Origin of the sequence: Bacillus sp. ILBB4 (genome assembly GCF_035064545.1) — a bacterium.
Lineage (GTDB): Bacteria > Bacillota > Bacilli > Bacillales > Bacillaceae_H > Priestia.
In genome coordinates this window covers 723,722-736,885 of record NZ_JAIQVD010000001.1, presented here as the reverse complement: position 1 = coordinate 736,885, position 13,164 = coordinate 723,722, and the positions used below count along the sequence as shown (strand labels likewise).

At 41.3% G+C, this 13,164-nt stretch carries 10 protein-coding genes; all 10 read left to right on the top strand.

What is annotated here, in order from left to right:
* The first annotated feature begins 7 nt into the window (after nt 1-7).
* Complete coding sequence (gene bcd, locus LAV82_RS03920; protein WP_013059125.1) at nt 8-1,111, top strand: branched-chain amino acid dehydrogenase; 1,104 nt, start codon at nt 8-10, stop codon at nt 1,109-1,111.
* A gap of 96 nt (nt 1,112-1,207) precedes the next feature.
* Complete coding sequence (gene buk / locus LAV82_RS03915; RefSeq protein ID WP_372585232.1) at nt 1,208-2,287, top strand: butyrate kinase; 1,080 nt, start codon at nt 1,208-1,210, stop codon at nt 2,285-2,287.
* Nucleotides 2,288-2,315: 28 nt separating this feature from the next.
* A complete protein-coding gene (lpdA, locus tag LAV82_RS03910) occupies nt 2,316-3,737 on the top strand; it encodes a dihydrolipoyl dehydrogenase (RefSeq protein WP_499715673.1) in 1,422 nt (473 codons plus the stop codon).
* A 20-nt stretch (nt 3,738-3,757) separates the two neighbouring features.
* Entirely contained in the window at nt 3,758-4,750 is a 993-nt protein-coding gene (locus LAV82_RS03905) for a thiamine pyrophosphate-dependent dehydrogenase E1 component subunit alpha (RefSeq protein ID WP_499715672.1), read from the top strand.
* Nucleotides 4,751-4,762: 12 nt separating this feature from the next.
* A complete protein-coding gene (locus tag LAV82_RS03900) occupies nt 4,763-5,746 on the top strand; it encodes an alpha-ketoacid dehydrogenase subunit beta (RefSeq protein WP_013059121.1) in 984 nt (327 codons plus the stop codon).
* Between the two features lie 15 nt (nt 5,747-5,761).
* Nucleotides 5,762-7,021 carry a dihydrolipoamide acetyltransferase family protein gene (locus LAV82_RS03895; protein WP_499715671.1) on the top strand — a complete coding sequence of 420 codons (1,260 nt, stop codon included), beginning with the start codon at nt 5,762-5,764 and terminating at the stop codon, nt 7,019-7,021.
* Between the two features lie 260 nt (nt 7,022-7,281).
* Nucleotides 7,282-9,318, top strand: a complete 2,037-nt coding sequence (locus tag LAV82_RS03890) for a methylmalonyl-CoA mutase family protein (protein WP_499715670.1) — start codon at nt 7,282-7,284, stop codon at nt 9,316-9,318.
* A complete protein-coding gene (gene scpA / locus LAV82_RS03885; RefSeq protein WP_053487729.1) occupies nt 9,311-11,461 on the top strand; it encodes a methylmalonyl-CoA mutase in 2,151 nt (716 codons plus the stop codon). Before LAV82_RS03890 ends, scpA begins: the two co-directional genes overlap by 8 nt.
* 16 nt (nt 11,462-11,477) lie before the next feature.
* Nucleotides 11,478-12,473, top strand: a complete 996-nt coding sequence (meaB, locus tag LAV82_RS03880) for a methylmalonyl Co-A mutase-associated GTPase MeaB (RefSeq protein WP_211077312.1) — start codon at nt 11,478-11,480, stop codon at nt 12,471-12,473.
* Between the two features lie 193 nt (nt 12,474-12,666).
* Entirely contained in the window at nt 12,667-13,104 is a 438-nt protein-coding gene (locus tag LAV82_RS03875; RefSeq protein WP_013059116.1) for a BrxA/BrxB family bacilliredoxin, read from the top strand.
* Nucleotides 13,105-13,164: the final 60 nt, after the last annotated feature.

Genomic DNA, 13,164 nt, shown 5'->3' with positions numbered 1-13,164 from the left:
ACTAACAATGAAAATTTTTGACTATATGGAAACATACGATTACGAGCAGTTATTATTTTGCCAAGATAAAGATTCAGGCTTAAAAGCCATTATTGCGATTCACGATACAACAATTGGACCAGCTCTAGGCGGTACGAGAATGTGGACATATGAATCAGAAGAGGCTGCAATTGAAGATGCGCTTCGTCTATCACGCGGAATGACTTATAAAAATGCAGCAGCAGGCTTGAATTTAGGAGGAGGGAAAACGGTTATTATCGGAGATCCTCGCAAAGACAAAAATGAAGCGATGTTCCGTGCATTTGGTCGCTTTATTCAAGGGTTAAATGGTCGATATATTACAGCAGAAGATGTGGGCACAACGGTAGAGGATATGGATATTGTATATGAGGAAACGGATTATGTAACGGGTGTATCTCCTGCTTTTGGTTCATCAGGCAATCCATCACCAGTCACAGCCTACGGCGTATACCGAGGAATTAAAGCAGCAGCAAAAGAAGCATTTGGAACAGATATGCTTGAAGGAAAAGTAGTAGCTGTCCAAGGTGTAGGAAACGTAGCGTATAATTTATGCCGCCACCTTCACGAAGAAGGAGCGAAACTTATTGTAACGGATATTAATAAAGAAGCTGTTCAGCGTGCGGTAGAAGAATTTGGTGCGCAAGCAGTAGACCCGAATGATATTTATGGTGTAGAATGTGATATCTATGCTCCTTGTGCACTCGGAGCAACGATTAACGATGAAACGATCCCTCAAATAAAAGCAAAAGTTATTGCAGGGGCAGCTAATAATCAATTGAAAGAAACGCGTCATGGTGATTTAATTCATGAATTAGGCATTGTATATGCACCCGACTATGTTATTAACGCAGGAGGCGTTATTAACGTAGCTGATGAGCTAGTTGGGTATAACCGTGAGCGTGCGCTGAAAAAAGTTGAAGGTATTTATGATAATATTGAAAAGGTAGTTGAAATCTCAAAGCGAGATGGCATTCCAACCTATCTAGCAGCAGATCGCTTAGCTGAAGAAAGAATTGAAAAGCTGCGTCGTTCACGCAGTCAATTTTTACAAAATGGACAGCATATTTTAAGTAGACGTCATACGCGCTAATGTTTGAGCTGAAGGCTAGGCAAAAGGAATAAATGAAATCCTTTCGACCTAGCCTTCATTTATGAGAATGATAAGGTAGGAGGACATGTGTTGGATATGCACGAATATCGAATGCTGATAATAAATCCGGGTTCAACGTCCACAAAAATTGGCGTGTTTCACAACGATAAACCAATTTTTGATCGAACAATCCGCTACGATTCACAGCAAATGAATCAGTTTGAGACGATATATGCACAGTATGAGTTCCGTAAAAACTCGATTTTAGAGGCACTTGATGAAGAAGGGATTAATTTATCTAAATTAAGTGCAGTATGTGGAAGAGGAGGGCTTTTACGCCCGATTGAAGGCGGCACATATGAAGTAAATCAAGCCATGCTCAAAGATTTAAAAGACGGTTATGCCGGCCATCATGCTTCAAATTTAGGTGGGATTTTAGCGTTTGAGATTGCGTCTGGATTAAATATTCCAGCGTACATTGTTGATCCAGTGGTGGTAGATGAGCTAAGTGACATCGCTCGTATCTCAGGAACTCCTTTTATGGAAAGGAAAAGCATCTTTCACGCGCTGAATCAAAAATCGGTTGCTCGAAAAGTGGCTAAAGAAATGAATAGCACATATGAACAAATGAACGTTATTGTTACCCATATGGGTGGAGGCATTACAGTCGGAGTTCATCAACGCGGAAAAGTAATTGATGTGAACAATGGCCTGCACGGTGACGGTCCTTTTAGTCCAGAGCGCGCTGGCGGTGTACCGGTTGGTGAATTAGTTCGTCTTTGCTTTTCAGGTCAGTATTACCGCGGGGAGATTATGAAAATGCTTGTAGGAAAAGGCGGGCTTGTCGGTTATTTGGGCACATCTGACGTGCAGAAAGTCGAATTGATGGTGAAAAATGGAAACGAAAAAGCTAAGCTTATCTACGAAGCAATGGCTTATCAAATTTCGAAGGAAATTGGAGCTGCCAGTACGGTATTGCATGGAAAAGTAGATGCCATTATTTTAACAGGAGGCATTGCTTATTCAAAAGCGTTTGTTGAGCTGATTATTAATCATGTAAAGTGGATTGCAGATGTCATTGTTTATCCTGGAGAAAATGAGCTTCAAGCGCTAGCTGAAGGGGCTCTACGAGTGCTTACAGGTGAAGAAGAAGTGAAGGAATATAAAGGCGCTTAATAGCGTTTGCAGAAAGGTGTGAAGCAGTGTGGCAAAAGAATATGATTTGGTCATTCTCGGCGGTGGAACCGGAGGGTACGTAGCAGCTATTCGTGCCTCTCAGTTAGGTCTATCGGTAGCGGTTGTGGAAAAAAATAAGTTAGGCGGCACATGCCTGCACGCAGGGTGTATCCCAAGCAAAGCTTTACTAAGAAGTGCAGAAGTCTATCAAACGGCTAAGAAAAGCAGTGAATTTGGCGTAGAAACGTCCAATGTACTATTGAACTATGCACGTGTACAAGAACGAAAGTCAGAAATTGTTTCACAGTTACATAATGGTGTCAAACAGTTAATGAAAAAAGGTAAAATTGAGGTATATGAAGGAATTGGACGTATTTTAGGACCTTCTATTTTTTCTCCTATGCCAGGAACTATCTCCGTCGAATTAAAAAGCGGTGAAGAGAACGAAATGCTTATTCCAAAGAATGTAATTGTCGCAACCGGGTCTCGTCCTAGAACATTACCTGGTTTAACGATTGACGGAGAGAAAGTAATCACTTCAGATGAAGCATTAAAGATGGAAACACTTCCTGCTTCTATTATTATTGTGGGAGGCGGCGTTATCGGAATTGAATGGGCGTCAATGCTCACAGATTTTGATGTTGATGTAACGGTTGTTGAATACAGCGATCGAATTTTACCAACAGAAGATCAAGATATCTCCCGTGAAATGACGAAGCTTTTAAAAGCAAAAGGAGTTACCATTATTACTTCTGCTAAAGTAATGGCTGATACACTGTCTATTGGTGGTCAGGTGAAAATTTCCGCTCAAGTAGGAGACGATATGCAAGAATATGAAGCAGAAAAGCTGCTTGTATCTGTAGGGCGTCAAGCGAATGTCGAAGGAATTGGTCTCGAGAATACCGATATTGTAGTAGAAAACGGTGTGATTGCCACAAATGATTTTTATCAAACGAAAGAATCTCATATCTACGCAATTGGAGATGTGATTGGCGGACTGCAGCTTGCACATGTAGCTTCTCACGAAGGAATTGTAGCTGTTGAGCATTTACATGGTGAAAAGCCTTTGAAGATTGATTATACAACAATCTCTAAATGCGTATACAGCAGCCCGGAGGCAGCAAGTGTAGGATTAACAGAACAAGAAGCAAAACAGCAAGGGTTTCAGCTGAAGGTTGGAAAGTTTCCGTTTAAGGCCGTTGGAAAAGCTCTTGTATATGGAGAGGCAGAGGGATTTGTTAAAATTATTGCTGATGCCGACACAAATGATGTCCTTGGTGTGCATATGATTGGACCTCACGTGACGGATATGATTTCTGAAGCAGGTCTTGCAAAGGTATTGGATGCTACACCATGGGAAATTGCTCATACCATTCATCCTCACCCTAGCCTTTCAGAAGCGATAGGAGAAGCTTCATTAGCTGTAGATGGAAAAGCGATTCATTTTTGATGATTAAAGGAGGTTTAAACATGACAAAAAACCGTCATGAATCATTAGGATTAACTGATGAACAAGTACTTGAAATGTACCGCACTATGCTGCTTGCACGAAAAATTGATGAGCGTATGTGGTTATTAAATCGTGCAGGGAAGGTGCCTTTTGTTATTTCATGTCAAGGTCAAGAAGCCGCTCAAGTTGGCGCAGCTTTTGCCTTAAATAGAGAGAATGATTACATATTACCTTATTACCGCGATCTGGGTGTTGTGCTAGCATTTGGAATGACTGCGCGTGATTTAATGCTTTCTGGGTTTGCTAAAGCAGAAGATCCAAACTCAGGAGGTCGTCAAATGCCAGGTCACTTTGGGCATAAGGAAAAGCGAATTGTAACAGGATCTTCTCCGGTTACAACACAGGTGCCTCATGCAGTAGGAATCGCTTTAGCAGGACGATTGGAGAAAAAAGACTTAGTAACGTTTGTTACGTTTGGAGAAGGATCTTCCAACCAAGGAGATTTCCACGAAGGCGCGAACTTTGCAGGTGTTCATAAGCTTCCTGTTATCTTTATGTGTGAAAATAACAAGTATGCGATTTCTGTTCCGGTTGAAAAGCAGCTAGGATGCGCAAAAGTATCTGATCGTGCAATTGGATATGGCATGCCAGGCTACACAATTGATGGAAACGACGTCCTTGAAGTATACCGAGTGGTAAAAGAAGCAAGAGATCGTGCATCCAGAGGAGAAGGGCCTACTCTTATTGAAACTGTTTCAGAGCGTATGACTGCCCATTCAAGTGATGACGATGATCGTGCATATCGCGGAGCAGAAGAATTGTCTGAAGCTAAAAAGAGCGATCCGCTTGCGTACTTTGCGACTTATTTAAAAGAGGTTAACGTGTTAACCGATGAACGAGAAAAACAAATGCTTGATGATATTATGAACATCGTTAATGATGCAACAGATTATGCTGAAAACGCTCCTTATGCAGAAGCGGAATCGGCTTTAAAATACGTGTACGGTGAGTAAGGAGGAGAACATATGCCGGTTATTTCATATATTGATGCAGTAACAATGGCCATTCGTGAAGAAATGGAAAGAGATTCCCGCGTGTTTGTATTAGGAGAAGACGTAGGGAAAAAAGGCGGCGTATTTAAAGCAACCAACGGACTATACGAACAGTTCGGGGAAGAAAGAGTCATTGACACACCTCTTGCAGAGTCTGCTATTGCAGGCGTAGGAATCGGAGCAGCAATGTACGGCATGCGTCCGATTGCTGAAATGCAATTTGCTGATTTTATTATGCCTGCAGTCAATCAAATTGTGTCAGAAGCAGCGAAAATTCGCTATCGTTCTAATAATGATTGGAGTTGTCCAATTACAATTCGAGCTCCTTACGGCGGCGGAGTTCACGGTGCTCTTTATCATTCTCAATCTGTTGAAGCGCTATTTGCCAATACGCCAGGGTTAAAGATTGTGATGCCTTCTACGCCTTATGACGTAAAAGGATTATTAAAAGCAGCTATTCGTGATGATGATCCAGTTCTTTTCTTTGAGCATAAGCGTGCGTACCGTTTGATTAAAGGAGAAGTCCCTGAAGATGATTATGTACTTCCGATTGGCAAAGCAGATATAAAGAGAGAAGGAGACGACATCACGGTTATTACATATGGTCTTTGTGTACACTTTGCTCTTCAAGCTGCTGAAAAACTGGAAGCAGACGGTATTTCAGCACACATCTTAGATTTAAGAACGGTCTATCCGCTTGATAAAGAAGCTATTATTGAAGCGGCATCTAAAACAGGTAAGGTCCTGCTTTTAACGGAAGACAACAAAGAAGGCAGCATCATGAGCGAAGTAGCAGCTATTATTGCTGAACACTGCTTATTCGATTTAGATGCGCCAATTCAGCGCCTTGCTGGCCCTGATGTTCCAGCTATGCCGTATGCACCAACAATGGAAAAATATTTTATGGTGAATCCAGATAAAGTAGAAAAAGCAATGAGAGAATTAGCTCAATTTTAAAAGGAGTTGTATCAATTGGCTATTGAAAAAATTACGATGCCGCAGCTCGGTGAAAGTGTAACAGAAGGTACAATTAGCAAATGGCTCGTTTCTGTTGGAGATCACGTAAATAAGTACGACCCGTTAGCTGAAGTCATGACGGATAAAGTAAATGCTGAAGTGCCTTCTTCTTTTAGTGGAACAATTAAAGAGTTAATTGCAGGTGAAGATGATACTTTGCCTGTAGGAGAAGTGATTTGTTTAATTGAAGTAGAAGGAACTGTACCTCAAAAAGAACAGAAAACGTCTGATAAGACTGTAGAAGAATCAGCGTCAAAAACAGCGGACAGTCAATCCAATAAAAGTCGGTACTCTCCAGCTGTTATGCGTCTGTCACAAGAACATAATATTAATTTAGATACCGTGACAGGAACAGGGGCGGGCGGCCGCATTACGAGAAAAGATATTTTAACTGTTATCGAAAAAGGCGGAGCTGCTGAAGTGAAAGAAACACCTGCATCAACAGTTCAGCCAGAAGCACCTGTAGCGGCAGCTGCTCCAAAAACGCAGCAGCCCGCGCCGGTTGTGTCTGCAGCAGGAGATCAAGAAATCCCTGTTACAGGCGTGCGTAAAGCTATTGCAGCAAATATGCTTCGCAGCAAGCACGAAATTCCGCATGCATGGACAATGGTTGAAGTTGATGTAACGAACTTAGTTTCTTATCGTGATGCATTAAAGACGGAGTTCAAACAAAAAGAGGGTTTTAACTTAACGTATTTTGCGTTCTTCGTAAAAGCAGTGGCTCAAGCTTTAAAAGAATTCCCTCAAATGAATTCAATGTGGGCAGAAGACCGTATTGTTCAGAAAAAAGACATTAATGTGTCCATTGCTGTTGCAACAGACGATGCTTTGTTTGTGCCGGTTATTAAACAAGCCGATGAAAAGACAATCAAAGGCATTGCGCGTGAAATTACAGAGCTCGCGCAAAAAGTTCGTACGGGTTCATTGAAGTCTGAAGACATGCAGGGCGGAACGTTTACTGTTAACAACACAGGCTCATTTGGTTCCGTGCAATCAATGGGGATTATTAATTACCCGCAAGCGGCTATTTTACAAGTAGAATCTATTGTAAAACGTCCGGTTATTATTGATAACATGATTGCTGTTCGAGATATGGTTAACTTATGTTTATCACTTGATCACCGCGTGTTAGACGGCTTGGTGTGCGGCAGATTCTTGGCAAGAGTTAAAGAGATTTTAGAATCTACTTCTAAAGAGAATACGTCTCTCTATTAAAACAGAGGCTGGCACAAAATATTTTAGCTGAAGGAAGATCCGAACGATGAATTGAGATTCTTGATAGAGAATCCAACTCGTTCGGATTTTTTTTATGGTGATGGTAAACGTAGGTTAATTATGTCTCGGTCTCTTTTTATTTTGAAGCAATGATTGAACAATTTGTAAAAGATGTATTAAAATAAAAGAAGAATCATCAAACTTCAAAGTGTAATCATCTCGGTTTAGCAGGCAGCTATTAACTGTAAAGGGGCATGGAAATGAAAACAAATACATTATCATTTCATGAATTTACACGTACACCTAAAGAAGATTGGGCACAGGAAGTTAGCAAAAATACCGCGATCTCTTCAAAAGAAACGTTAGAAAACATCTTTTTGAAACCGCTTTATTTCGAAAGTGATACGGCACATTTAGACTACTTACAGCAGAGTCCGGCGGGAATAGATTGTTTAAGAGGAGCCGGTAAAGAATCATACATACTAGGGGAATGGGAAATCACCCAAAAAATCGACTTACCTTCTATTAAAGAAAGCAATAAACTTCTTTTACACAGTTTGAGAAATGGACAAAATACGGCCGCTTTTACATGCAGTGAAGCAATGAGGCAAGGGAAAGACGTTGATGAAGCAACTGAAGCTGAAGTGGCCTCAGGCGCTACAATTTCTACTTTAGAGGATGTTGCTCATTTGTTTCAGCATGTAGCTCTTGAAGCGGTGCCTTTATTTTTAAATACGGGATGTACATCCGTTCCACTTCTTTCGTTTCTAAAAGCATACTGTGTTGATCATAACTTTAATATGAGACAGCTAAAAGGAACGGTTGGAATGGATCCGCTCGGCACCCTTGCTGAATATGGAAGAGTTCCACTTTCTACTCGAGATTTATACGATCATTTAGCATACGCAACGCGTTTGGCTCACAGTAATGTTCCAGAGCTCAAAACGATCATTGTATCAAGCATTCCTTACCATAACAGCGGTGCAAACGCTGTTCAAGAACTAGCTTATATGCTTGCTACAGGGGTGCAGTATATTGATGAATGCATAAAACGCGGTTTGTCCTTACATCAAGTTTTACCTCACATGACCTTTTCTTTTTCAGTTAGCTCACATTTATTTATGGAAATATCAAAACTTCGTGCTTTTCGCATGCTTTGGGCAAATGTGGTTCGTGCTTTTGATGACACGGCCGTTTCAGTGCCGTTTATCCATACGGAAACGTCACATCTTACACAGTCTAAAGAAGACATGTATACAAATGCATTAAGGAGCACGGTTCAAGCATTTGCTTCTATTGTAGGAGGAGCGGATAGTCTGCATATTGAACCATATGATTCCGTCACATCTTCATCTTCTCAGTTCGCTCATCGCCTTGCCCGTAACACTCACTTAATTTTGCAGCACGAAACACATATATCAAAAGTAATGGATCCTGCCGGAGGCTCTTGGTACGTTGAAGCCTACACACATGAATTAATGACAAAAGCTTGGGAGTTATTTGGCAACATTGAAGACCACGGCGGAATGGAAGAAGCTTTAAAACAAGGGCGAATTCAAGATGAAGTTGAACAAATGAAAGTAAAAAGACAAGAGGATATAGAGTGCCGAATTGAGCGCTTGATCGGAGTCACACACTATGCTCCTAAGCAACAGGATGCATCTCAAGAGATAAAAAGCACGCCGTTTAAAAAAGAAGAAATAAAAATGGATAAATACCGTGATCAGAACGCTTCGGAATTTTCATCAAATCTTTCGCTAGAGGACTATACAAAGCTAGCATCTAAAGGGGTAACAGCAGGGTGGATGCTAAAACAAATGGCGAAGCAGACACAGCCTGACAGTGTTGTGCCGCTCACTAAGTGGAGAGCAGCAGAGAAGTTTGAAAAAATACGGGTTTATACAAAGGGAATGAGCATTGGCATTATGGAGCTCACCGATCCTAGCAGCCGTAAAAAAGCTGAGATTGCCCGGTCTTTATTTGAAAGTGCAGGCTTTGCGTGTGAAACAATTAAAAACATAGATTCCTATGTGGAGATAGCAGATTGGATGAATGAACAAAAGCACGAAGCATATGTGATCTGTGGAAATGATGAACTCGTGGAAAAGCTCTTAACAAAAGCGATGACTTATTTTGAGGAAGATTCTGTTTATGTGTACGTAGTAGGGGAAGAACATGTATCACGCAAAACGCAGTGGCAGCAAAAAGGTGTAATGAGCGTCATACATCCTAAGACGAATGTTATTCAATGCGTTAAGAAGTTATTATGTGCTTTGGAGGTAGAAGTTCATGTATAAAAAGCCTTCTTTTTCTAATATTCCATTATCATTTTCAAAGCAGCAAAGAGAAGATGACGTGACTCAAAGTTCATACACTGCTTTTCAAACAAATGAACAAATTGAATTAAAATCAGTGTATACAAAAAAAGACAGAGATAACCTCGACTTTATTCACTTTGCACCTGGTGTCCCACCGTTTGTGAGAGGACCGTATGCAACGATGTATGTGAATCGGCCTTGGACTATTAGACAGTATGCAGGATACTCAACGGCGGAGGAAAGCAATGCCTTTTACCGCCGAAACCTAGCTGCTGGACAGAAAGGGCTGTCTGTTGCTTTTGACCTCGCTACCCACCGCGGCTATGACTCTGATCATCCAAGAGTTGTTGGAGACGTAGGGAAAGCAGGTGTTGCAATTGATTCAATGATGGATATGAAGCAGCTGTTTGAAGGGATTCCGCTTGACCAAATGTCCGTGTCGATGACGATGAACGGGGCGGTGCTTCCTATTTTAGCTTTCTACATCGTAACAGCTGAAGAACAAGGCGTAAAAAAAGAAAAGCTGGCTGGAACGATTCAAAACGATATTTTAAAAGAATATATGGTGCGCAATACATATATTTATCCTCCTGAGATGTCAATGCGAATCATTGCGGATATTTTTAAATATACAGCGGAGTACATGCCGAAATTTAACAGTATCAGTATATCAGGCTATCATATGCAAGAAGCAGGTGCTCCAGCAGACTTAGAGCTTGCTTATACGCTTGCAGATGGACTTGAATATGTACGAACCGGCTTGAAAGCGGGAATTACAATTGACGCATTTGCTCCGAGGCTATCCTTTTTCTGGGCAATTGGAATGAACTATTTTATGGAAGTAGCGAAAATGAGAGCAGGGAGGCTGCTCTGGGCAAAACTAATGAAGCAGTTTGAGCCGGATAATCCTAAATCTCTAGCTCTTAGAACGCATTCTCAAACGTCCGGATGGAGCTTAACGGAGCAGGATCCATTTAATAATGTTATTAGAACATGCGTCGAAGCTCTGGCTGCAGTATCAGGACATACGCAGTCGCTTCATACAAACGCACTGGATGAAGCGATTGCTCTTCCAACTGATTTTTCAGCTAGAATTGCCCGAAATACGCAGCTTTATTTACAAAATGAAACGGAGATTTGTTCCGTTATTGATCCTTGGGGAGGCTCTTATTATGTGGAATCATTAACGAATGAATTAATGATAAAAGCGTGGAAGCACCTTGAAGAAATAGAGCAGCTCGGCGGAATGACAAAAGCAATAGAAGCAGGCGTACCTAAAATGAAGATAGAAGAAGCCGCTGCGCGCAGACAAGCAAGAATAGACTCGCAGGCAGAAATTATTGTAGGTGTGAATCAGTTTCAGCCGGAGCAAGAAGAACCGCTTGATATTCTTGATATTGATAACACAGCAGTTCGAATGAAGCAGCTGGAAAAGTTAAAGAAAATACGCAGTGAGCGTAACGAACAAGCGGTAATCGAAGCGCTTAATCGACTGACCAATTGTGCCAAAACAGGTGAAGGGAACCTCCTTGCTTTTGCGGTTGAAGCTGCGAGAGCTAGAGCTACACTAGGTGAAATTTCAGAAGCTATTGAGAAAGTGGCTGGAAGACATCAGGCTATTTCTAAGTCAGTCAGCGGGGTATACAGTGCAGAGTTTGTGCATCGAGATCAAATCGAAGAAGTTCGAAAGCTCACGGCTGAATTTTTAGAGGAAGAAGGAAGACGCCCAAGAATTTTAGTCGCGAAAATGGGGCAAGACGGTCATGACAGAGGATCGAAAGTTATTTCAACAGCCTTTGCTGACCTTGGCTTTGATGTTGATATTGGTCCTTTATTTCAAACGCCTCAAGAAACAGCAAGGCAAGCTGTAGAAAACGACGTACATGTAATTGGCATAAGCTCTTTGGCAGCCGGGCATAAAACGTTACTGCCGCAGCTTGTTGATGAGTTAAAGAAATTAGAGCGCGACGATATCGTTGTTATTGTCGGAGGCGTTATTCCTAAACAAGACTACTCATTTCTTTTAGAACACGGCGCTTCTGCAATCTTTGGACCTGGAACAGTAATCCCAAAAGCGGCCGTTTCCGTCTTACATGAAATAAAGAAACGGTTAGAAGAATAGTTGGTGAAGACAATTGGTGAAATTAAAAACGGTACAAGATTATACACAAGGGCTGCTTGAAGGGAAAAGAACAGCGTTAGCTCAAGCCATTACTTTAATTGAAAGTAAAGCGCCGAAGCATAAAGTAATAGCACAACAGCTGATTAAAGAAATCTATCCTCATACGGGGCATTCAGTGCGCATTGGTTTTACAGGCGTACCCGGAGCAGGAAAAAGTACGCTGATTGACAAATTTGGGTCGTACCTATGCAAAAATGGCCATTCCGTTGCAGTTTTGGCAGTCGATCCAAGCAGTACCTTGTCTGGAGGAAGTATTTTAGGAGATAAAACGAGAATGGAGCTGCTTACCAAACAAGAGAACGCTTTTGTCCGTCCTTCACCTTCTCAAGGAACGCTTGGAGGTGTTCATCTTAAAACGAGAGAAGCCATTTTTCTTTGTGAAGCGGCTGGGTATAACATCATATTTGTCGAAACGATGGGTGTTGGCCAAGGTGAAATAATTGTAAAAGAGATGGTAGACTTCTTTGTTCTGCTTGCTTTGACCGGAGCAGGAGATGATTTGCAAGGAATTAAAAAAGGACTGCTTGAATGGGTTAATTTGATTTGTGTAAACAAAGCAGACGGGGATAACCGGCTAAAAGCAGAAGTGACTGCAAAAGAATACGAAAGCGTCATCGGTTTCCTTCACGGTCATTCTGGAGGGTGGAACCCACAGGTCATCACAACTTCTGCTTATGAAGAAGCATCGTTTCAAGACTTGTGGAAGATAATTTGTGACTATAAGGAATGGATGAATAAAAATGATCTGTTTTATACAGTAAGGCGAAAGCAAATGAAGGCATGGTTACAAGCAAGTGTTAATGAATATTTACAAGAATCATTTTATGAACATCCTTTAGTTAAGCAAACGTTAGGGGATGTTGAAAAACAAATGATGACGGGAGATGTCACAATGGCTGAAGCTCTCGAACGCTTGATTAAAACCTACCAGCAGGCGATGAAGAAAATATAAAAAAGGATCCTGCATTTTATGCGGATCCTTCTACACTAGGGAGTTAAGAGTATGGTTTTCTAGCTGTAAAAATAGTATCACCATTTCTTTTCTTGTTTAATCTTGATTACCAAGAAAAAATGAGTCAAAGCAATCGCCTTTTTAGTTTTCGTTTGCTATGATAAAGAATAGATAGCAAAAGGGAGGTATGAAAATGAATATCGATTTTAACTTGTTTATGAACGACGTTGTTCGTCAAGCCCGTAAAGAAATTACAGCTGCTGGTTATACAGAATTAACGACGGCTGAAGCGGTAGATGAAACGTTTAAAAAGCCTGGTACAACGCTTGTAATGGTGAATTCAGTCTGCGGTTGTGCAGGAGGTATTGCAAGACCTGCTGCAGCGCACGCTGTACATTATGATAAACGTCCAACAAACTTGGTTACAGTATTTGCTGGGCAAGATAAAGAAGCAACTGCGCGTGCACGCGAATACTTTGAAGGTTATCCGCCTTCGTCTCCATCTTTCGCCTTATTAAAAGACGGAAAAATTATCACAATGGTAGAACGTCACGAAATTGAAGGCCACGAGCCAATGTCAGTTGTGATGAAGCTGCAAGAAGCATTCGAACAGCATTGTGAAGAAGTGTAAGAGAGAAGCCGTTTTAAACGGCTTCTTTTTTTATGCGTTTTTTTACCTATCTGTATGCAG

Bases quoted from the DNA above. Each gene is read 5' to 3' on its own strand.
- LAV82_RS03905 (WP_499715672.1), top strand. From the start codon at position 3,758: ATGACAAAAAACCGTCATGAATCATTAGGATTAACTGATGAACAAGTA.
- LAV82_RS03875 (WP_013059116.1), top strand. From the start codon at position 12,667: ATGAATATCGATTTTAACTTGTTTATGAACGACGTTGTTCGTCAAGCC.
- LAV82_RS03890 (WP_499715670.1), top strand. From the start codon at position 7,282: ATGAAAACAAATACATTATCATTTCATGAATTTACACGTACACCTAAA.
- scpA (WP_053487729.1), top strand. From the start codon at position 9,311: ATGTATAAAAAGCCTTCTTTTTCTAATATTCCATTATCATTTTCAAAG.
- buk (WP_372585232.1), top strand. From the start codon at position 1,208: ATGCACGAATATCGAATGCTGATAATAAATCCGGGTTCAACGTCCACA.
- bcd (WP_013059125.1), top strand. From the start codon at position 8: ATGAAAATTTTTGACTATATGGAAACATACGATTACGAGCAGTTATTA.
- LAV82_RS03900 (WP_013059121.1), top strand. From the start codon at position 4,763: ATGCCGGTTATTTCATATATTGATGCAGTAACAATGGCCATTCGTGAA.